Origin of the sequence: Companilactobacillus nodensis DSM 19682 = JCM 14932 = NBRC 107160 (assembly GCF_000615905.1) — a bacterium.
Taxonomy (GTDB): domain Bacteria; phylum Bacillota; class Bacilli; order Lactobacillales; family Lactobacillaceae; genus Companilactobacillus; species Companilactobacillus nodensis.
The window spans coordinates 1-20,748 of sequence record NZ_BAMN01000020.1 but is presented as its reverse complement, the minus strand read 5'-3'; the positions used below and the strand labels follow the sequence as shown (position 1 = coordinate 20,748).

Sequence of the window (20,748 nt, the reverse complement as noted above, 5' to 3'; positions counted from 1 at the left end):
TTCAACAAATTGGTTATACCAATTTTTCGTTGGTTTATTACAATTATATTGCTATTAAAGCATTTCCATAGGTAATAAAAAAAGTGGTACTTTTTTATGTAAAAGATACCACTATAATTTTTCTATAAAAATATTTCTAAAATATATAACTGGTTAATACCAGTTGCTTTATCTGTACAAATGTTTGACCCGATAATTAAATTCATCAGCTCGGGCCCAACTGATAGTATATTCGATTGCCCGTCCGTTATTGTCCATCGTGACTCTCTCTAATCTCAGACATGGTGCACCTGGCTTTTCGTCCAACAAATTTGAGATCTTCTCATTCAAGATCGATGCACGGCATGATTCATCAGCCTCTTTGATCTGTACATTGTAGTCATCCTCAAAAGTCTTATACATCGATTTCTCTTCTAATTGCTGTCTTGTTAGATTCTCAAAAACCTCTGCTGGTAAGAAACTCTTGCCAAACATCATAGGTTTGCCACTGGCCATACGAATACGATCGACCTCGAAGACATTCAGATTCTCTTTTAGATTCAGTCGTTGGATCAATTCCTCATCGGCTGAAATTCTCTTGAACTTGATTATCCTATCGCTTGGCGTTCTACCCTGTAATTCCATAGTCTTAGAAAAACTAAACAAGTCTGCCAAGTTAGTAAGGCTCTCTGAACGTGACGTGACAAAGGTTCCCTTACCATGCATTCTCGTCACCAATCCCGACAATTCTAACTTATCCAAAGCATTTCTGACTGTCGTCCGACTAACGTTGAATTGCAACATTAGGTCACGTTCTGACGGCAGTCGATCATTGGGACGCATTTCGGTAAGAATTTGATTAGATAAAAAATCAATTAAGTGCTGAGATAGCGATTCTTTTTTATCCATATTACCCTCTCCTATAAACTGGTAAATACCACTTCATTAAGTTTACATTGAAAACGTTTACTAATCAATTGATAAAATTACTTTTTCGTATAAAAAAAGACATTCATTTGCCGAATGTCTTCCTCAATTATTATATATTACCTATCTTGAAGCCGTTACGTCGCTTTTCCCAACGTAACAGAGCCTCCTTTTCTTCTGGAACACGAGGCTTAGGTTGACGATTAGGAAACTGTTCTGCTGCTTCTTTTTTTAAAGGCTCAACAATCTCTTCAAGCTCAGCTTGCCTAGCAAGACTTTTTAAGTTTTCCATAGATATTTCCTTCATATCAGCTCTGCCTCCTCAAGACTATTTTTGATTAACCCAAAAACTGACTTGCAATTACTATCGTAATTTATTCTACCCAATATTTTTCTTGGATCTAAGTCAGTTTTTTCTAATTCTTCTTCATCGTTATTATACATTAGTAACGAAACATTACGCAAAACTTGAATTCCAATATATTCACCAAATTGTTCTAATTCTTCATCATAAAGTGGAAACCAAAATATATGTGTATTCCCAATTTGCTTATAAATAAATTCTACATCTGAATTTCGTAAATTCCACTCAAATGTTTTAACCTTTGAACCAATTTCGGTTGGCTGATCAACCCACTGAACCAGAGACCTATACTCATCAATTTCACCTGGTCCTTCCAAACGACTGTACATATACTCATCACTAATAGATGATCTATGCTCCTTTAACAACTGATATGACCAATATTCATAATCTTTTGTATTCCAATAAACAATTCCACGAATTCGATCCAATAGGATATCCGCAACATCAGTAAATGCAACTTCCAACTTATCTTGGGTCTCAAACTTGGTGGGTTCTTTTGAGCTACCATCAAATGCATTATTCGACACCAACTCCACAAATATTTCTAATTTTTCATATTGCCAATACTTACCAATTGATTCAAAACCTAAATCTAATAACACTGTATTCAAATCCTCATAAGACGGAGTAACAAAATCAATATCTTGTGTAGTGTAATTTCCCTTAGTGTAGTATTCCACTGATAATCCACCGGTAACTATTACATATCTATTGAACCTCCTATGAAGATAATCATTAATGATTCCAGCCATACGAATATTTCTTTGACGCGTATTATCACGTTTATCATCTAAAGATTCATTTTCTTTTTGTTCAATCATTTCATTGATAATTCTTTGATAGTCATTGGGCATTAATCTTCCTTTTAGGAATGTATTTGATATAGAAAATATATCGAACAAGCGTTCAGGATGCAATGTTATTGCTTGTTTTGTGCCGCTCCGTCAGGCAGGTATGGCATCCTGTGAGGAACGGACGTAGCCAAAGTACGGTCTACCTCCTCGCTTTGAAGCCGAAAATCACGTCTTCAAAGTCGTCCAATGCACTAAGCCAGCACAAATCGCTGACTAACTGCATAGACACTGGATTGCCGTACCTGCCTAACTCCACTAAAATCAGTCTACTTTATAAAATATAGTATTAGCGTATTAGCTGGAGGTTGTCAGTGAAGGAACCAGCTGTGAAAATTTTGTTAGGTCGGTGAACTTCCGGCCTTACAAAATGGACGAGCTTTAAGATTTGCAAAGCAAAGCTTAAAGTCGAAGTCCCAGACCGCCTTTCAGGCTGGGGCTGGTCCCACAGCAGGTGGAATCACTGACAACCGCAAGCGGCAAGAGACAAGCAACAACAACCAAAACAAAAACAAAAAAAGCATCATGCCGCAGCACGATGCTTCAATAATGGAAATCTTCGTGGCATAAACAAACTTCTGATAACTGGCAAATATCTTACCAACCAAGTCATCCCTACCGCGAAAACCATCCGATATAGCATCCCAACCAAAACTGGGATTCCATGTGGAACTTTACCTGATAATCCGAAAATAATATCACTGTAGAACTTAAAACAATCGAGATCCAGCAGATGGAAACACAAGACCGTCAGCGACTGTGCACCAATGAATAGCATCAATCTTTTGAACTTCAACAAGTTATGGACTTGTAAATAATCATTGATCATTATCGAAAACTTGATGATACACAAACTAGCTGAGATAGATCCAATCACTGCCATCAACTCGTTAGGAGCTTTGGCAGATGCCATATAAAAAGTTCCTAACGACGCCACGAACAGCCAGGCACCTGCTAAGACAATATAATACTTGCCTTTTAATTCTGATAACAAATCTTTTTGATGCATCAAATAACCGAAGTACAAGAATACTTGTGCAATCAAAGCTGAATTGATCGAGAACGGCAATTCATAGACATGGGCAATCGCAAATCCAACACTAGTTAAAACTACCGCCTGTATCCCTTGCCAGAACAGCTTATAACTACGATAATCGATTCTCATCACGGCATTAAAAATTTGATTAGCGACAAACATTGCTACCAAGAACCAAATGGCATTGACTGATGGGAAGTTCTGCAGTTTCATACCATAACCGTACAAGGTCGCAATCATCAATGATTGGAAAGTATGCAAGTTGATTGTTAAAATGCCAGTTCCAACGTGATTTCTTATGCTGAATAGAATAATCAACTTGATCAAATTAACCGCCAGATATGGTATCAATAAGAACTTCACATCATTCAAAAGTAACTTCTTATAACCTTTTTGATGATACAAGTAACCACTCAAAACAAAGAATACCGGCAAGCTATACAAATAAATAACATTGTACAGATACGTTCCATTCAAACCTGCCATCGTATGTCCAATGACGATCGACAATATTGCGATGCATCTGGCAATGTCGATCCAATCGATTCGCTTCTTTGCCATTAGCTTCACCTAATATTGAATGTTTCCAGTTTTTTCAGATTTTAATTCCAAGCCACCACGAATGAAGTCACTGACACGTTGTAGTTCCTTTTGACTAACGACTTCGAATGTTTGACCATCGATAGTCTTAGTTGTGGCAGCAATATGAGTATCATCGACTTTTTCAGTGAAGTGCTTGTAATTCTTGATAATTGTGGTCATGTTGTCAAAGGTCATGTTAGTTTGAACTTCATCACTCAAAGTCTTGAGGAAGCTTGGATTCATCAAAGCTCTGATCGATGTACATCTGTGCATAATAGCAGCCATAACTGTTCCTTGGCGAGATTCGTGTGCCAAATAACCAGTTGAACTAGAACTTGTTTCTTGTGAATATGCTAGGGCCTTAGCTCCATCCATATGAGTCTTGACGCCTTGTTCGAAGCTATATCCATCACTAGTAAAACTGTTTGATGGTGTAATATCAACGCCGCCGATCTTATCGATGACCTTCTCCATACCAGAAATATTGATCAAGGCATAGTAATCAACTGGGACGTTCAATAGTTTTTGAACTGTAGTAATGCTGGACTTTGCTTGACCGTGTTCATAGGCTGCACTGATCTGAGCAGGTGACTTGTCGTAGCCTGGGATCTTCACAGCTAAGTCGTGAGGAATACTTGTGATAGTAGTCTTCTCAGTCTTAGGATCGATGGTCAAAACCATCATTGTATCAGTCTTACCTGCATATGAACGGGTGAAGTCACTAGTATCTGTCCCCATAAGTAAAACTGAAATTGGCTTCTTAGCTTTCAATAAAGCATTCGTGTCACGACTTCCCGCAATTTCTACAGGATCAAACGAACCATTAACGGCACTCTTGACCTCACGGTAACGTGACAATCCTAGACCTAAGCCGCCGACTAACACGAAGGCTAATAACGATAATAAAACATTTCTCAAAATATGCTTTTTGTTATAACGTTTCATATTTATCTACTTCTTTCTATTGTGAATCAACGACTTTGCTTCATCGATGATCTTCGTTCTAAATAGAATCAATAATCCTATGTAAAAAACCATGCCTACGACAACTTCTAGTATCAGCATCTTCCAAGATATCGGCAGGATTCGATCGAGTTCAAAGACGACTTCAAACATCAAAACACCGGCAATCAAGTACTTCGAAAAGTCCCCGAATAGCTTCCGATAATCGACCTGCTTCCTGATTGCAAATAGCTGATACATAGTAATCGAAAATTCTGATAAGACAGTCGCAATCGTGGCACCAACTGCACCCCACTTGATGATCAGTGGAATATTAAAAATAATATTGACGATCGCACCGACCACAACTGAGATAGTGTACGACTTCATCTGCTTAGTCGGAATCAAATATTGAATCCCCAAAACATTACTCCACGCAATCAAGATGATCACGATTGACTCGATTATCATGATGGGAATGACTGCCAAGAACCGCTTTGTAAAGAATAGTGTGACGAACTTTGCAGTCACAGCCATCAATCCAAAGGCAATCGGGATCGCAATTGCGCTGACGAATCGAAAACTCTGATATAAGTAATGGCGTGTCTTCTCAACTTCGCCTCTAGCAAAAGCATTAGCAACATGGGGCAACATAACCGTCCCAGTCGCAGTGACGATTGCCAGTGCCATCTTGACCATCTTGTCCGACTGATCAAAATACCCCGTCGCTTGAACTGACACCATTACCCCCAACATCGTCTTGTTCAACACACCGTATATCTGCATTGCAATTTGCGGTAAGAACAAGACTAATGATGGTTTCAAATGACGCCAGATCGACAAGTGTCGCAGATCAGCTTTGACCAAGTACTTCTTCAAACTTGGGAACAAAGTCAGATTACCTAGCAATAATGACATCGATAGGATAAAGATATAGATTCCTAAGTCAGAATATGATTTGACGAAAGTAAAGATGCTGATCAGCGTCAATATCTTGACGACAAAGTTCCTGATTACGGTCACGTAGAAATTTTCCATGCCCATGAAGAACCAGGAAATATCGAACGCCGCTGCGATCAGTGAGACTGACTGTGCCAAATAGTAAGTTTGATATTGACCGCTCAATAACAAAAATCCTCCAAAAGCTGCGTAAGCAATGAGAATGGTAATTATCCGCATGAAGAATATTTCATAGAACGTCTGTGTCAATTGTTGCTTATTACTTCTGACGAAAGCTATCTGGCGATTACCATACAGGTCAACACCGATACTACCGAAGACGATAAAATACTGGATAACCGAATTGGTATAGGAGTTGATCCCTACGCCAGTTGGACCCAGAACTCTTGCCAAATACGGCGTCGTAACGAGGGGAACTAAGAGGATAAAAACTTGGTAGAAGGCATTGTACAAGTAATTCTTAACGACTTTCATCGACCGAATTCATGTGCAACCAATTCAAGTGCAGCCATGATAGTTTGATCCATGTCGTAATAACGATACAAGCCCAAACGGCCGCCAAACAAAACATCGGGACATGTCTTCCTAGCCAAATTTAAATATCGTGCATACAGTTGCTTATTGACCGAATCGTTGATGGGGTAATATGGTTCATCCCCGCGTTGCCAAGTCTTCGGATATTCACGAGTGATCACCGTCTTATGCTTATTACCGGCACCAAACTCAAAATGCTTGTGCTCGATAATACGGGTATAAGGTGTTTCGGCGTCTGTATAATTTACGACCGCGTTGCTTGATAGTTATCGACATCTTTGATCTCAGTTTCAAATCTCAAACTGCGATAGGACAATTCACCTAATTCATAATCGAAGAATTGATCGATCATCCCGGTGAAAACAACCCTCGGATAATCCTTCAGATAGTTGGCTCGATCAGCGAAGAAGTCTGTTTCGGTTCTGACATCGATCAATTTGTTATCAAGTAATTGTTCGATGATCTGAGTATAACCGCCAATTGGTATGCCTTGGTATGGATCATTGAAGTAATTATTGTCATACGTGAATCGTACCGGAATACGGCGAATGATAAAGGCCGGCAATTCAGTTGCCTTAGCGCCCCATTGCTTCTCGGTATATCCCTTGATCAGCTTCTTATACACATCAGTGCCAACCAGTGACTTAGCTTGTTCTTCCAAATTCTTAGGAGGCTTCATCAAATTAAGTTCGGCACGTTGTTCTTCAATCTTAGCTTGTGCTTGTGCCGGAGTTATCACCCCCCAGAGTTTGTTGAAGGTATTCATGTTGAACGGAAGATTGTAGATTTCGCCATGATAATTTGCTATCGGTGAATTAATGTAATTATTAAATTGCGCAAATTGATTAACGTAATCCCAGATTTTCTTAGAACGAGTATGAAAAATATGTGCTCCATACATGTGAACTTGGATACCCTCGATCGGCTTAGTATAAATGTTGCCGCCAATGTGATCCCGCTTCTCGATCACAGTCACGTGATTGCCACGCTTAGCCGCTTCATTTGCGAAGACAGCTCCGAATAACCCTGAACCAACAACTAAATATTCCATCAACTTCACCTTCATTTATTCATATAAATAACTGTAAAAAGTTTTATCTTGATCCGCGGTACGACTGTGATACTTGATCTTATTCGACAGCTTAAAGACACTAGTATTCTTGGTGATCCGCTTCAAAACACTCTCGTCAAACTTGTGATTCATCAGTGGTGCCAATGCCTCGCAGTCAACATTGTTAGCAGGAACTTGTCGTAACTTATCACGGAAGCCGCCAATGTTATTCTTATAGGCAATGTCAAATAAATAATCGGTCAAAAAATAATCTGGTGTCGCGATGCCATTCTCGATGTAATAAGATAGACAATCGTCGACAAATTTGAATAACATCTGTCCAGAACGACCACCGATACAGTAGATGACCCAGCGTCCCTTCGGTATGAACTTACTGCCAAAACTCTGAATCCCTTTGACTGTGATCAGTGCGTGGTCGGCGAAGTTCAATTGATTCAAGAAGTTATCGTGCTCACCAACATAGATCGTACTGTCGAGCCACACACCGCCATATTCAAATAGGATCTTCATCCGAATATAGTCTGAAAAAGTCTGATAGCTGATCTGATGATTATTCAAGCGTTCCAAGATATTCTCAGGGACTTGTACGAAGTCGCCGAGATTCTCTTGATTCAAAACGATCACTCGTTTATTCAGACGTTCTCGCATCAGCGCGATATTTCGTTGAACAAACATTGGTACATCAGTCACTTGCCACCACATGACCCAGACGATCTTGTCAGTCAGGACTGGATCAGTCTTGATCAATTCATCATGCCAAAAAGTCGTCGGCACATCTTGAATCGTCTTCTTGATTTCCTTCTCGACCAAATAATGATAAGGATCATAAACAAAACTTGGTAGGATCGACTTCTTCCCACTGGTGAACTTCTTAAGTGCTGCCTCTGACTTATAAATACCGGTCAAATATAGATGCAAAAATGATTGTGACATAAAAATCATCCCTTTAGTTCCTGTGTAAATATGTGATTTTCGGATTAAAGAAACGGCCTGATACCATGCCTCGCGTAATGACCTTGAGCTTCTTACCACGCTTCTTGACCTTCCGACCACAGGCCACTCGTACTAATTCCCAACTCATACCGGCATATGACTTCAAACGTAACCTACCGTGATGTTGTCGAGCTAAGAACATGCGATTGCGAAATGAGTAGAAATATCGGTCTAGTCGATTACTATCATCAGTCACGATATCAACACCAATATTCTGCTTCATCTTATGAATAACCACACTGTCAGGTACGAAGTACGACTTATGATGCTGACTGATCCGGGACGTATATTCAGCATCGTCACCCCAGATGAAGAATTCCTTATACGGCAGTCCAACTTGCTGGATAACTGAACGTGGTAACATCAGCGAAACAAATGACGCTGACTTGATGACGGGATAAAAGTCCTCGCTGCTAGCGCTCTGATTCCAATCGAGTGGATCCACAACAGGGATATTCATCAATGCTGGGGTCCCGTCGATCCAACGAACGTTACTGGCTAAGAAACCGAAGTCATAAATATTGTGACTAGCCGCTAGTAGTTTTTGTAATGTATCCGGTTCAGGAATCGTATCATCATCCATCAACCAAAGCAGTTCATCATCGTTACTGGCAATGAATTCCTCCATCCCACGATAGAAACCGGCTGAACCGCCAAGATTCTGTGGCATATGAACGACATCTAACTTGTCATCCGCAAATTTATCCAGAAACTCCTTAGTTCCATCAGAACTATGATTGTCGATGACGATCAAGTGATCGACTGGTGTGGTTTGAATTTCGATGGCTGATAAACATTCCTGTAACAACTTCATCCGATTGTACGTAACCACTAGTGCTGTAACTTTCATGACCCTCGCCTTCTCATCAATAATGTACAAGTTGCATCTTTAAAATTGCCAAGTAATGAATCACTGGGAAGAGATAAAAACGTGACTTGATCAACCAACGCATCGGCAGATTGACGTCATTTACTTCGAAGTAATACTCATCTTTGACTTTTGAATAGAAATTACTCAGCTCACGTTTGGTTTCTAAACGAATCGGTGATAAAGAAATTATCTTGAGTTGAGTTGCAATCATCCGACTGAGCCGATTGACCATCAACTCACGCTGATTATCATTCAATCCATCAGTATGCTCATGAATATAAGCATTGACTCGATCGACGACCAAACTATGTTGCTGCTGATTCTTCCGCATATTCTCCAAGCTGATCGACTGCACCGCTTGATTAACTCGATAGTTATATAGCGGCATGTTGATGAACTCAAATGTCTTAACGTATGGAATCGGAAAAAGAATATATTCAATATCAACATAAAAAGCATGTTCATCGAGTCGAATGCTATTCTCTTGCAGTAGCTTCGTCCGCAATGTATAAGTGTGCATGCTAGGAACGGGATCGATGCCTTGTTCCTTCAAATAATACTTTTGACCCCACTTGATATCATCTGGTCTGATAGCCGCCACATGCTTGTGCTTCGACTTATCATTGAACGCCCAAAACGGGGTCAAAATCAGATCGACATCTGTTCGCTTCAGTAACCCCATGAATCGATCGAGGTTTCGGGGATCCAACCAATCATCAGCATCAACGACCTTGAAGTACCGACCGCGTGCATTGATGATACCGGCGTTAACAGTCGAACCGTAACCGCCATTCTCCTTAGATATCAGGCGAATGGAATCGGGATACTTAGTTGCATAATCAGTACCGATCTCCGCTGTCTTATCAGTCGAACCATCATTGACAATCATGATATCCAAGCGATTCAACGTCTTACATTCGACCAAATGACCTAAGACATTATCCAAAAATTTTTCAGCGTTATAACTTGGGACAACAATCGATAATAATTTATCCATCGGCTTACCCCATTTCTTCTAGAATCTTGATTAGATTCGAAAAATAATTTTGTGTATAAAACTTACTAATAGAATTCTGAATCGTTGCCGCATCATAGTGCTTGCGATTCTCATTGACCTCGATACAGTCATTCTTCAACTCATTCAAACGGCCGCTTTCGTACAACAGCCCGTTGTCATCAGTTATCTCATCCGCTGGACCAGTCGAAACATTGGCTGCGACGACCGGAATCCCATGAGACATTGCTTCCAAGATCGACATCGGCAATCCTTCATAGGTCGAGGTCAACACAAACGCTGTTGCCGAATCGATCATGCTCCACGGATCCTTTTGCCAGCCTTTGAAGCTAACACTGTCGTCTAGTTGCAGGCCATTGACCAAGCGCTTCAGACCTTCAACATCTGGTCCATCGCCCCACAGTTCCAGTTTTGCATGCGGCAATTCCTGCTTGACCATTTCGAACCCGCGGATCAATTCCTGAAGATTCTTTTGGTGTTGATATTCCAAACGTCCGACATAAATATACTTAGGGTCTGCAGCCGCTGGAATCTGCTCATTAGATTGTTCAATAGGATTGAAAACTGAAAAGATCCGACTATCAGGTATTTGCATCTTCAGCAGTTGTTGCTTGATACCAGTTGAAATCGCTAAGTGATAGTCTGCCCGCTTGAAGTACTTGCGATCACCAACGAACATCTTGGCTAACGAAAAATGAATCCAATCTGTGATCTGATAGTGCTTATGAAATATTCTGCGAACCTTGTGGCTTAGATTGATATACTTCGGTGACAAAACAATGATGTTGTCAGCTCGAGTGAAGATCAGATATATCAACAGATTCAAAACACCGATTCCTCGCATCGACTTATTGTCACTAACGCGCCAGCCATAATAACAGTTGCCGCAAGCATCGAAGACGTCGCTATTGCGATAAGCGAATGGCAAGATGAATCTTACTTTTATATCAGGCAATTGATGATCAGAAAAATACTTATTCCACTTGCGAAGAACAGTTTCAGTGCCACCGATATATGGTGGATAAAAATACGGAACGATGACATCGATATTTTTCATGCTGCTACTCCTGACAAATATATTTGTTCAATCGCATCAACCATATTCATAACATCGTATTTCTTCGCAAATAATCGATAACTCGCCTGTGAGTATTCTGGCTCATGATTGATCACCCTTCGAAAAGCTGCTACCAATTGAGCGTCGTCGGCAATGATTTCATCCGTCAGTAAAACTCCATTGTCATCGACCAATTCCTTATGACCGATCACATCAGTTATAATCAGCGGCATCTTCTCGGAAATGGCTTCAAGAACTGAGAACGGCTGACCTTCGTATCTTGAGGTGGAAATAAAGATATCCGACTTCTCTAGGTAGGTATAAGGATTAGTGCGGAAGCCCACGAACTGAATCTTATCTTCCAGACCTAATCGAACGACTTCGGCTCGACACTCATTGAGCATCGGTCCATCACCGACCCAGATGAAGCGACTATCGGGAATAGCTTGATGATTTTTTGTGCAATCTTGATGAACAACTGCGGATTCTTCTGAAAGTCACATCTGGCGACATTAACGAAATCAATATTTGCATGTGAGATCTTCTCATATTCGTGAAACGGTACGCCATTATTAATGACGACCGATTGCGATTGCTTAACAAGTTTGTTGGTGAGGGCGTAGTCTTCTTCATCAGCTGAAACATGAATGACCTTGGTAAAGAAATGACTCATGAATTTTTCAGCAATCTTCAATAAAACATTCTTCAGCCACCCACGATCGACTTCTGAAAAATACGCGTGTGGCGTGAAGACAACTGGTATTTCATCGTGATAACACAGCTTATAAACCACCATAGCGATACCGGCAATCGTGCTGTGGGCGTGGACCAACTGAATATTTTTTTCAATGATCAGCTTGTGCAGACACTTCATGAGCGACAAATATCTGAAGGGATGCTTCGGAAATGCCGAAAGACGATCATCTACTAGATACTTATTCGGTATCTCTGCGCCACGCTTAGAACTGACTAATGTGGTCATTTCAATATCTTTAGTGTCATCAAATTGATTTAAATAATCGACTTGACGCTTAACGCCACCGCCATACGCTTCACAGATCTCTAAGACTTTCATATCATCACCTCATTAATAAGCTCCATTGGGTTTGAAAAACAAACTAATAGTTCGAATAAAGATATATAAATCAAATAAGAGACTACGACGATTGATATATTCCAAATCCAGTCGCACCATTTCTTCAAAACTGACATTGCTACGACCACATACCTGCCATAACCCTGTACATCCCGGTTTGACATCTAGCCTTTGAAGGTCATAATTGTCATACTTCTCAACTTCATCTGGAAGTGGTGGCCGTGGACCTACAAGACTCATTTCTCCAAGTACTACATTCATTAGCTGTGGTAATTCGTCCAGGCTATACCTTCGGATAAAGTGGCCTACTCTAGTAACTCTTGGATCATGCTTTATTTTGAACATTGCTCCTGAAATTTCATTTTGAGATTTTAACTTATCAATTTGCTTGTCTGCATTAATACACATTGAACGAAACTTGAACATTTCAAACGGCTTTTGTAATTTACCTATTCTTATTTGTTCGTAAAAAACCGGTCCGTGTGGATCATCAAGTTTGATGGCAATTGCTAATGTCAAAAACAAAGGTGACAGTAATATCAATCCCATTAGACTGGCAAAAAAATCAAACTTCGTTTAATGATTCGATATACATAACGATGTTGTTGATAAACAACATCTACCGAATTCTTCCAATATTCCATATAAAGGGCCCCTTTGAATCTCCCACAATTCAAATGACCTGATACCCTTACTTCTTCTCCGCACCGTAATATTCGCCGCCATAATAAACTGACTTCTGAACCGTTACTCGATTCAAAATGGCTCCAATAATATGGGCATGGACCAATTCCAACGATTCTCTAGCGTGTCGTACGCCTGCCTTCATGGCAATACCTTGCGGCACGACCATCACTACTCCATCAACTACTGTTGCCAAGACCTGTGTATCAGTGACGGTATTGACGGGCGGTGCATCCAAGACCAACATGTCAAACTTCGATTCCAATTCCTTGATCAAGTCCTTAACTCTGACACTTCCCAGCAACTCAGATGGATTGGGTGGAATCGGTCCACTCGGGATGATATATAAGTTCCTGACTAATGCTGGTTGTAAAATTTCATCCAGTTTGGCATTTCCTAACAAATAATTCGAAAGTCCAACTTTGTTATCCAAACCAAATGTCTTGTGAATCGTCGGTCGGCGAAGATCTGCATCGATCAAAACCACCTTCGAACCTTGATTAGCGCACGTTACAGCAAAATTATTGCTGACTGTTGACTTGCCTTCTGATGGCTCTGAAGAGGTGAAGACGATCGACTTGATCTTTTTATCTACCGCCGTGAACTGAATATTCGTACGGATGGTACGAAATTGTTCCGCGACAACATCTTGGGGATGGTTATAAGTTATCAAGTTGACTCCATGTTTCTGGCTAGTAGAATCAAGCTTGTTTTTTTTCATACCAAACATCATCAAACCCTCCGATCACTAGGATTAGAACTACGAACGCCACTTGTTGAACCGATACCAGACACTTCTTCAAACGACTTCTTGCTGATCTCGTTGATCTGGCCCAAGTTGACCCAGCCCATATCTTCAGTTAAGAAGCTCTCATTGATTACGGTCTTATCAGTAGCTTCACGGATCAGTGCTAGAGCAATTCCTAGAATCAATCCGACGATCAGACCACCGATCAAACTCAATGTCTTCCTAGGACTATATGGCGTTCTACTTGGTGAAGCCTTCGAGACGATCGACACATTGTTGATACTCATAATCTTGCCGACCTTCTTCTTAAAAACATCAGCCGTCATATTTGCGATAGCCGCCGCTGTATTCGGATCTGTCGCCTTAGCAGTCACCGAGAATACTTGTGAATTCTGCTGATTGCTAATCGAGATCGACTTCTGAAGTGCCAACTCCGAACCCGGATAACCTGGATAGTTCTGGACTTCTTGATTAACATCATCCAAGACTGTTGGACTGGTGATAATATCCTTGTAAGTACTGATCATCTGAACATCTGCTTGAACCTGCTGAAACTGTGCTGCCTGTAATTCGTCTGACATCTTACGATTAACTAGGATTTCAGTCGTCGATTCATACTTGGGATTCAGGACAAAGAAGGTAACGAATCCCGTCGCAAATACCGTGATTAAAGTTGTCATAATAATCATTTTCATATGCTTACGAAGTATGCCGAGAATCTCGATCATACTAGTCGTGTTAGCCATTTGCTCTGATTTCACAGTCGTCCTCCCGTACACATTTTCACTGCAAGATCTAGATTTGTGTCTATCTTGTAGTTATGCCAAATCATAGACCATGTTTAGACAGGTTAGATAATATTTAGAACCAATCTTACGATTCGTCTAGTTTGTGAAATTAGACAAAAAAATAGCACTTAGACCGAAGTCTAAATGCTATTGAGACTGTATGGGATTATCTCCCCTAGATTGTTCATTAACTTGTAATAAAAGATTGCTAGACCAACGAAAATCACTATTGTTGTCAGAACAAGGTCGACCAACCGCTGATTGCGAAATCTTCTTCCCATCGCAATAACAGCCTGCGGTACAGCAATGATCGAATAGATAGCAAAGTAGTCTGCCATTCTAATGATCAGCTGTGACTTAGAGCCAACGATATAGAGCACTGCACCAATAGCCGTCATAAAAATAGTGAATGCGGCTGACTTATCATGCAAGATATCAGTCAAAAAGATTGCGGAACAGACCATCACTAATAAGAATATTCCTAACAATAACGTTCCGCCACCAGATATCAAAACTGCATCAGTGTACATCTGATAATGATCGAATAATTGTGAAAAGTTGCTCAACAGACTGTTCAAGAATAAGTTGGACAAGGCTGCCACAATTATCATCAAACTAAAGGTCAACTTGGACTTCTTAATGTACCAAATCAAAAATCCCACGATGCAAAAATAGCCGTACTGTGAATACCAACAGCCATCGTGAATAATACGATCGACCCAACAAAGTGATGACGATATAACAAAGCCATCGCCAACATGACCATTGAAATAGCCAGCATCTGCCGCTGAATGTTGAAACTCTCAAAGTAAAAGTAGAACGTGATATAAATGTAAATACTTAGAAACATCAGATTCTCATCACCGCTGAATAATTCGACAGCCTTGAGAATGCAGAACACTGTAGCCAATGATAAGACGAACAAAAAAACATGATAATTACCATTAGTTAAGTGATTGATCAACCCACTGACTGCAGAATAAACTAGCGTACCATTACCATTGAAGTTCGAGTTCTGTGCCAAATAAAAGCTGACATACTGCGGTGTATCAGTTCCCACAATGCTAGAGCGTAGTCCAAGTAACAAGGTCAAATGAATCAATATCAACCAAAAGTACGCTCGCCGGTCTTTGTAATAGCTGTTAGTAAATAAACTATAAATTAAAAAAATTGCTAAATTAATCGAGTAAAAAATCATTGTTCTTACCCCACAAATATCTTTGTGAACAAGAATAACTCATTTGTTTAAACATTTCTATTTTAGTGCATTAAATTGCTTATTCAATCCGCACCAAACAATCGACGCGTTCCATTAGCCAATTTTACGGCTAACCAATTCATGAACTTAGCCAAGAACAATTGCCGAATCAAATCGATCACGGTACAGACGATATAAATAATTATTGAAACCACAATGCCCATACCAACCGAACTCACTAATGTCTTGTATTGAGCATTATTAACTGCCGTCCACAGTAGCGAACGGATCACCACATTATCGTGAATCAAATATACGCCTAACGTTCCCGATGCAACGATATTAATGAAGCGACTGCTGCCAAGATTCCAATTCTTGCCTAATAAGAACAATGAACATGACATTAATACAATCGGAAGTTTGTTCTGGAAAAGGAAGAAGATCACATGATCCATGAAGAACTGATTACTTCGACCCAAAAGATTAAAGTCCGTTACTAGCAACAAAGTAATAGCTACCGTGCCATAAAATAACCATCGTAAAGTTGACACACTAAGATGCAAATCGTAGCTTCGAAAGAATCCCGCTAACAAGTACAAATAGATAAACCAGGCAAAGTCACTGTAACCAGCTAGTTTCAAAGTTGAAAATGTGGGAATTATTACCCAGATAAGAGTTAAGAATAGCAATAAGTATATGTACATTTGCTTTGAAATATTATGAATTAAAATATTCAGGAATGGTGACATACAGAGCATGAACAAGAACGCATTGACGAACCAATACTCCAATGGAATCGGAAACCACAAGTGAATAATATTGGTATGAGTTAGTGTCGGATTACTGCGGTCAAAGAACCAAAATATTGCTAGAACCGCATACGAATAAAATATCGTCTCCAGCAATAGTCGATAGACTCGCTCCAACTTAAAAGTCTTGGTAACCAAAAAATACGCGCTGATCAAGACAAAAATATTCACACCAACTTTTCCAAAGGTAGTGACCAGGTTGATTCCCACCTTCTGCCACGAAAAGGTCCCCTCATAAAACGTGCCATGAATCCCATAATGATGCAAAACAATAAGGAACATGCTGATGATCCTCAGTAATTCAAAATTAGACTGTCGTTGTTTCATAATTCATCCCCCATACGTGTAATTATAAAATCAAAAAAGCGACTCTGCAATCGTGCAAAGCCGCCCTTAATATTCAAATGTAAATTAACTAAGTACACCGTTACGATCATCACGCAAATCAGACAACTCGTCGATGACCTTCTGAAATCTATCTTCAGGGATACGTCGGTCTCCTGCTTCATACTTCAAGAACCTATCTAATGGTAGATTAAGAATTGCAGCAGCCTCTTTTTGTGACAAATTAAGTTCACGTTCCAATTTGATTATCTCCATCGACAAGTCAAATTGCTTAGATCCCATTGCTCTCTTCAAATATTCATTGTCTGCAAATATTGAGGAAGTTGAAAAATCATTTGCTCTCAATTGAAACATCCTTTCAAGTCGCATATTCAATTCAATGGCTCCGTATACAATGGTAACATTTTGAATTGTAAAGTTCATTTACATTGGGTGTACAAATTGGAAAGTTTTAATTTCGATTATTCTTAACGGTTTTTAGCTTGTTCAATTTCTCGTAATCTTGTTTAGATAAGCAACTATCATCTAATTTACCTGTTGACTTAGGGATTTTTACAGCTTCAGGCTTGTCATTCACTGAATTAGCATTATCTGTAGATGCTGGCTTATCAGGATAGAACACCGAATCAGCAAGTACCTCTCGATCAGGGTTCTTACATCTTCGACAACTCTTGCGGAACTTATGGAAATGAACCTCATACTTCACGTAGTCATTGTCATCCAAGAACAACATAACGATGTATCTGTTTCTGATCCACTTAGGCATATACCACCTATAACGGTAGTTCTTACCCATATCTTCAAATTCAAGTCTTAGAACGGGATGTTTCTTACCAGCATTGGCCTTCATCACACTTCTGCGTTCCTTATTAGCTTCTTTAGGATTATCCTTTGTGGTCTTGATAATATGATCTTCCCCAGATAAGTAATCCAATAGATATGGTTGAAATGCCCAAAGCTCTGCAACTTCGTGGGCCTTGACGATTCTCTTGTTAATAAAATTACCATCAATCAAATAGGGATATTTAATATTCTTTCCACTAATAGAGTTCCTACAGAATTGTTTAAAACCATTCTCACTACTATCAAAATGATTTTCCAAAATCAAATGATCATCACTGTTGTTAGTAACCATAACTTCATAACCATGGGTCTTATAACTTGGCTCTTGGCATCACTCAAAGAAACACCTAAATCAGAATCCTTAGACTCTCTAAATGAAAACACTGCTCCCGCAAAACCTATGGCGGTTACTAGTACATTCGCCCAATCAGCAATATTACCCCAGTCCATACGCAATTCCCCCAGAATTAACTTGTAATTTATACAAATAATTATAGGACAATGTTAGTAGCAATTGTATGCTTTATATTTAAAACAGGGCATAGCTGCCGTTACGATAGATAAAAAAAGAAGTACATATTATAATATACTTCTATACAATTCATCCCACAAAAATAGTACCTAACCATATATCTTCAATACATCATTAAATAACTCTGGTCGATCCCTATTAAATCCCATTGCTATTAATACTAATTTAAAATCGACTGATTCTGTCTTAATCTTACCTACATACTCTTTAAATAAACCTTCAACACCATCAAACAACAATTGACAATCTTCTTTCGAAAGATAGAAACGCATCATTGTCAATAAAACATATAAATTGGCCTTAGGAGAAGATAAATCAGTATCCAAATACTTCTCAAGTGTTCTAATCTTAGGACGCCTCATCAAAACATGATTATAAAGTATCTCCTCATGTGCGCAGACATTTCTAAAATCATTAGTAATCTTCAATATTCCTTCAATATCTTGACCTTGTAAATGTATCAACTGGTTATTTAGCTGTCTTCCACTATCATTAAAATACTTACTAAAGTCTTCAGCAATAGAATTTTTTAACTGGTCATCCAAACAAACATAGAAATGATTAATATTTCCTAAAGTTAAGATATTCACCAGTACCCACAATGGTACTGTTCCATACTCAGTCAAGTAGTGGTTTATAGATTTATCCTTACTTTTACGTGATATCGTATTTGAAAGTGTTGCTATATTTCTTGCAACATTTAAAGTCTGACCAGAATCATTCGTATAATTATTAAGATTAAAATATGGATTCGTCTGACCCTTAAACTTTTCGCTGAAACGATAAGATATTGTTGTTTTTAAAGCACTTTCTATCTTAAGAAGATATTTTAAACATATATTTCGCAAATCACGATCAAAGAAATACAATGATGAAACTTCATTAAATGTAGTACCATTTTTAAATATTTCAGGTTTAACTATTGAGCCCGTCACAGGATCCCTTTCCAAGAAGATATCCTTATAACCATTAATAACACTATAATAATTTTCTAGTTCTAATATTTTAATAACTTTAGAAGCTTGATATCCTTTAGGAATATCCATGCCACGTTCACGCAATATTTTAAGTTGCTGATTATAAGATTTGAATGGCTTCGGCTCAATCATTTGTTTTAATCCTTCCTGAGAAAAAAAATAGTCTGGAACCCGTAGGCACTCCAGACTTGATCTTATATCCTTAATTCTAAAGCATTAATTTAATAAGTCAATTATTTTTATCTTTCTTCCAATAAACATATTTCCATAAAAAACGACAATATTCGGCAATTTATTAACAATCATAAAAAAAAGCGCCCTGCAAATGCAGAAGCGCTAATACAATATCAAAAATTAATATGCTGAGCTAGTTGTTGTAGCAGCTGGTACATATTGAATAGTACCAGTCTTAGCATTATTCAAATCTAGACTCTTACGTAGAACGTTAGTTTCACGTTGCAATTCACTCTTAGTTACGACTTGTAGGTTCTCGCCGTTAACTTTCTTAGCTGTACCTTGTAAGTGATCTTCAGTAACATCCTTAGTTGCATCACGGTAGTCAGTACCGATTGTCTTCAAGTTATCAAATGTTAGATCAGTTAGAACTTGGTCAGTTAATGAATCGATGAAGTCTTGGTTCAACAATGTTGAAATTGAACCTGATTGTTTAACAATAGCTGTCAAGACGTCACGTTGACGATTTTGACGACCGTAGTCACCATCAAGTTTGTCATTGCTCATACCAGCGTATGCCAATGCTTTGTTACCATTCATATGTGTCTTAACACCCTTAGTGAAGTTATATCCACCGAAGCTGAATGATAATGTAGGTGTAACATCAACTCCGCCTACTTCATTGATAACTTTGTTCAAGCCACCAACGTTAAGTAACATGTAGAAGTCGATAGGAACATTTAACATGCTTTGAACAGTTTTAACACTTGTTCCAGCTTGTCCTAATTCATAAGCCTTGTTAAGTGGAGCTGGTGATTCACTCTTGTATCCAGGAATGTTTACAGCTGTTTCCCCAGAAACACTAGCTACAGTTGACTTGTTAGTCTTAGGATTGATAGTAACAACCATCATACTGTTTGTGTGTCCCTTGTAATCTCTTGTCAATTTAGCAGAACCTGTATCAGTACCCATGATCAAGATTGAGATAGGTCTCTTTGAGCTAAGCTTATTACCAACATCATGTGCGCTTACGCCAGATGATTGGAATGAGCTGTTAACTGATTCTTTAACGCTACGATACTTTGACATACCCATAGCAGCTCCGCCGAAGACGAACAACAAAAGAAATGCAATAAGCAAAGTTCTTAAGTTGCGGTTCTTGTGGCTCTTATGTCTATTTTGCATATGTTTTCCCCCTAATATGATCCAAAAATCATATTCTTCATAAAATACGACTTTTGAAATTGAATTATAAATTCATATCTCCATTATACGATTTTATTACGGTTTTTATACCGTTTATGAAGAATTTAATATATTTTTTATCCGCCTCCTTTGATTGACAAAACACGTATAAAAATCATCCTT

The 20,748-nt window shown here is 39.0% G+C and carries 22 protein-coding genes and 2 pseudogenes; all 24 read right to left on the bottom strand.

Annotated features, from left to right (window positions below):
• Window positions 1-168: 168 nt before the first annotated feature.
• The 24 genes and pseudogenes from JCM14932_RS11315 to JCM14932_RS11200 all read right to left on the bottom strand — a co-directional run bounded on the left by JCM14932_RS11315 (window position 169) and on the right by JCM14932_RS11200 (window position 20,565).
• Window positions 169-888, bottom strand: coding sequence for a GntR family transcriptional regulator (locus tag JCM14932_RS11315; RefSeq protein WP_025024948.1), 720 nt, complete (start codon window positions 886-888; stop codon window positions 169-171).
• A 130-nt stretch (window positions 889-1,018) separates the two neighbouring features.
• A complete protein-coding gene (locus tag JCM14932_RS11310) occupies window positions 1,019-1,213 on the bottom strand; it encodes a hypothetical protein (protein ID WP_025024947.1) in 195 nt (64 codons plus the stop codon).
• On the bottom strand, window positions 1,210-2,127 hold the full coding sequence (locus tag JCM14932_RS11305) for an ABC transporter substrate-binding protein (protein ID WP_025024946.1): 918 nt from the start codon (window positions 2,125-2,127) through the stop codon (window positions 1,210-1,212). The genes JCM14932_RS11310 and JCM14932_RS11305 overlap by 4 nt, the downstream gene beginning before the upstream one ends.
• Before the next feature lie 520 nt (window positions 2,128-2,647).
• Complete coding sequence (locus JCM14932_RS11300; protein WP_025024945.1) at window positions 2,648-3,721, bottom strand: acyltransferase family protein; 1,074 nt, start codon at window positions 3,719-3,721, stop codon at window positions 2,648-2,650.
• A gap of 9 nt (window positions 3,722-3,730) precedes the next feature.
• Window positions 3,731-4,687 (bottom strand): LCP family protein, encoded by a 957-nt coding sequence (locus JCM14932_RS11295; protein WP_034543312.1) that lies wholly within the window; start codon window positions 4,685-4,687, stop codon window positions 3,731-3,733.
• 6 nt (window positions 4,688-4,693) lie between these two features.
• A complete protein-coding gene (locus JCM14932_RS11290; protein WP_025024943.1) occupies window positions 4,694-6,118 on the bottom strand; it encodes an oligosaccharide flippase family protein in 1,425 nt (474 codons plus the stop codon).
• Window positions 6,115-7,232 (bottom strand): annotated as a pseudogene (gene glf, locus JCM14932_RS15450) (UDP-galactopyranose mutase). Before glf ends, JCM14932_RS11290 begins: the two are co-directional and overlap by 4 nt.
• A 12-nt stretch (window positions 7,233-7,244) precedes the next feature.
• Window positions 7,245-8,183 (bottom strand): capsular polysaccharide synthesis protein, encoded by a 939-nt coding sequence (locus JCM14932_RS11280; protein WP_025024942.1) that lies wholly within the window; start codon window positions 8,181-8,183, stop codon window positions 7,245-7,247.
• A 13-nt stretch (window positions 8,184-8,196) separates the two neighbouring features.
• Entirely contained in the window at window positions 8,197-9,093 is an 897-nt protein-coding gene (locus JCM14932_RS11275) for a glycosyltransferase family 2 protein (RefSeq protein WP_025024941.1), read from the bottom strand.
• A 16-nt stretch (window positions 9,094-9,109) separates the two neighbouring features.
• Window positions 9,110-10,111, bottom strand: a complete 1,002-nt coding sequence (locus JCM14932_RS15445) for a glycosyltransferase family 2 protein (RefSeq protein ID WP_025024940.1) — start codon at window positions 10,109-10,111, stop codon at window positions 9,110-9,112.
• Between the two features lie 4 nt (window positions 10,112-10,115).
• Entirely contained in the window at window positions 10,116-11,186 is a 1,071-nt protein-coding gene (locus JCM14932_RS11265; protein WP_025024939.1) for a glycosyltransferase, read from the bottom strand.
• A complete protein-coding gene (locus JCM14932_RS11260) occupies window positions 11,183-11,590 on the bottom strand; it encodes a glycosyltransferase (protein WP_025024938.1) in 408 nt (135 codons plus the stop codon). Before JCM14932_RS11260 ends, JCM14932_RS11265 begins: the two co-directional genes overlap by 4 nt.
• A complete protein-coding gene (locus JCM14932_RS11255) occupies window positions 11,554-12,261 on the bottom strand; it encodes a glycosyltransferase (protein WP_025024937.1) in 708 nt (235 codons plus the stop codon). The genes JCM14932_RS11260 and JCM14932_RS11255 overlap by 37 nt, the downstream gene beginning before the upstream one ends.
• 12 nt (window positions 12,262-12,273) lie before the next feature.
• Window positions 12,274-12,926, bottom strand: a pseudogene (locus JCM14932_RS15440) (sugar transferase).
• Between the two features lie 47 nt (window positions 12,927-12,973).
• Window positions 12,974-13,696 (bottom strand): CpsD/CapB family tyrosine-protein kinase, encoded by a 723-nt coding sequence (locus JCM14932_RS11245; protein WP_025024936.1) that lies wholly within the window; start codon window positions 13,694-13,696, stop codon window positions 12,974-12,976.
• A 2-nt stretch (window positions 13,697-13,698) separates the two neighbouring features.
• Window positions 13,699-14,475 carry a YveK family protein gene (locus JCM14932_RS11240; protein WP_025024935.1) on the bottom strand — a complete coding sequence of 259 codons (777 nt, stop codon included), beginning with the start codon at window positions 14,473-14,475 and terminating at the stop codon, window positions 13,699-13,701.
• Between the two features lie 167 nt (window positions 14,476-14,642).
• Entirely contained in the window at window positions 14,643-15,155 is a 513-nt protein-coding gene (locus JCM14932_RS17755) for an EpsG family protein (RefSeq protein WP_025024934.1), read from the bottom strand.
• The gene (locus JCM14932_RS17750; RefSeq protein ID WP_025024933.1) at window positions 15,152-15,700 is read right to left on the bottom strand and encodes an EpsG family protein; all 549 of its coding nucleotides are present in this window, start codon (window positions 15,698-15,700) and stop codon (window positions 15,152-15,154) included. Before JCM14932_RS17750 ends, JCM14932_RS17755 begins: the two co-directional genes overlap by 4 nt.
• An 83-nt stretch (window positions 15,701-15,783) precedes the next feature.
• Window positions 15,784-16,836, bottom strand: coding sequence for an acyltransferase (locus JCM14932_RS16070; RefSeq protein WP_025024932.1), 1,053 nt, complete (start codon window positions 16,834-16,836; stop codon window positions 15,784-15,786).
• A gap of 84 nt (window positions 16,837-16,920) precedes the next feature.
• Window positions 16,921-17,199, bottom strand: coding sequence for a helix-turn-helix domain-containing protein (locus tag JCM14932_RS11220; RefSeq protein ID WP_025024931.1), 279 nt, complete (start codon window positions 17,197-17,199; stop codon window positions 16,921-16,923).
• A 106-nt stretch (window positions 17,200-17,305) separates the two neighbouring features.
• A complete protein-coding gene (locus JCM14932_RS11215; RefSeq protein WP_025024930.1) occupies window positions 17,306-17,989 on the bottom strand; it encodes a hypothetical protein in 684 nt (227 codons plus the stop codon).
• Complete coding sequence (locus JCM14932_RS11210) at window positions 17,959-18,147, bottom strand: hypothetical protein (RefSeq protein ID WP_025024929.1); 189 nt, start codon at window positions 18,145-18,147, stop codon at window positions 17,959-17,961. The genes JCM14932_RS11215 and JCM14932_RS11210 overlap by 31 nt, the downstream gene beginning before the upstream one ends.
• Window positions 18,148-18,318: 171 nt before the next feature.
• Window positions 18,319-19,338 (bottom strand): Abi family protein, encoded by a 1,020-nt coding sequence (locus JCM14932_RS15430; protein WP_025024928.1) that lies wholly within the window; start codon window positions 19,336-19,338, stop codon window positions 18,319-18,321.
• 222 nt (window positions 19,339-19,560) lie between these two features.
• Window positions 19,561-20,565, bottom strand: a complete 1,005-nt coding sequence (locus JCM14932_RS11200; protein WP_025024927.1) for an LCP family glycopolymer transferase — start codon at window positions 20,563-20,565, stop codon at window positions 19,561-19,563.
• Window positions 20,566-20,748: the final 183 nt, after the last annotated feature.

Coding starts and splice junctions, on each gene's coding strand:
- JCM14932_RS11315 (WP_025024948.1), bottom strand. CDS start 888: ATGGATAAAAAAGAATCGCTATCTCAGCACTTAATTGATTTTTTATCT.
- JCM14932_RS11310 (WP_025024947.1), bottom strand. CDS start 1,213: ATGAAGGAAATATCTATGGAAAACTTAAAAAGTCTTGCTAGGCAAGCT.
- JCM14932_RS11305 (WP_025024946.1), bottom strand. CDS start 2,127: ATGCCCAATGACTATCAAAGAATTATCAATGAAATGATTGAACAAAAA.
- JCM14932_RS11300 (WP_025024945.1), bottom strand. CDS start 3,721: ATGGCAAAGAAGCGAATCGATTGGATCGACATTGCCAGATGCATCGCA.
- JCM14932_RS11295 (WP_034543312.1), bottom strand. CDS start 4,687: ATGAAACGTTATAACAAAAAGCATATTTTGAGAAATGTTTTATTATCG.
- JCM14932_RS11290 (WP_025024943.1), bottom strand. CDS start 6,118: ATGAAAGTCGTTAAGAATTACTTGTACAATGCCTTCTACCAAGTTTTT.
- JCM14932_RS11280 (WP_025024942.1), bottom strand. CDS start 8,183: ATGTCACAATCATTTTTGCATCTATATTTGACCGGTATTTATAAGTCA.
- JCM14932_RS11275 (WP_025024941.1), bottom strand. CDS start 9,093: ATGAAAGTTACAGCACTAGTGGTTACGTACAATCGGATGAAGTTGTTA.
- JCM14932_RS15445 (WP_025024940.1), bottom strand. CDS start 10,111: ATGGATAAATTATTATCGATTGTTGTCCCAAGTTATAACGCTGAAAAA.
- JCM14932_RS11265 (WP_025024939.1), bottom strand. CDS start 11,186: ATGAAAAATATCGATGTCATCGTTCCGTATTTTTATCCACCATATATC.
- JCM14932_RS11260 (WP_025024938.1), bottom strand. CDS start 11,590: ATGCTCAATGAGTGTCGAGCCGAAGTCGTTCGATTAGGTCTGGAAGAT.
- JCM14932_RS11255 (WP_025024937.1), bottom strand. CDS start 12,261: ATGAAAGTCTTAGAGATCTGTGAAGCGTATGGCGGTGGCGTTAAGCGT.
- JCM14932_RS11245 (WP_025024936.1), bottom strand. CDS start 13,696: ATGTTTGGTATGAAAAAAAACAAGCTTGATTCTACTAGCCAGAAACAT.
- JCM14932_RS17750 (WP_025024933.1), bottom strand. CDS start 15,700: ATGATTTTTTACTCGATTAATTTAGCAATTTTTTTAATTTATAGTTTA.
- JCM14932_RS16070 (WP_025024932.1), bottom strand. CDS start 16,836: ATGAAACAACGACAGTCTAATTTTGAATTACTGAGGATCATCAGCATG.
- JCM14932_RS11215 (WP_025024930.1), bottom strand. CDS start 17,989: ATGGTTACTAACAACAGTGATGATCATTTGATTTTGGAAAATCATTTT.
- JCM14932_RS11210 (WP_025024929.1), bottom strand. CDS start 18,147: ATGGACTGGGGTAATATTGCTGATTGGGCGAATGTACTAGTAACCGCC.
- JCM14932_RS15430 (WP_025024928.1), bottom strand. CDS start 19,338: ATGATTGAGCCGAAGCCATTCAAATCTTATAATCAGCAACTTAAAATA.
- JCM14932_RS11200 (WP_025024927.1), bottom strand. CDS start 20,565: ATGCAAAATAGACATAAGAGCCACAAGAACCGCAACTTAAGAACTTTG.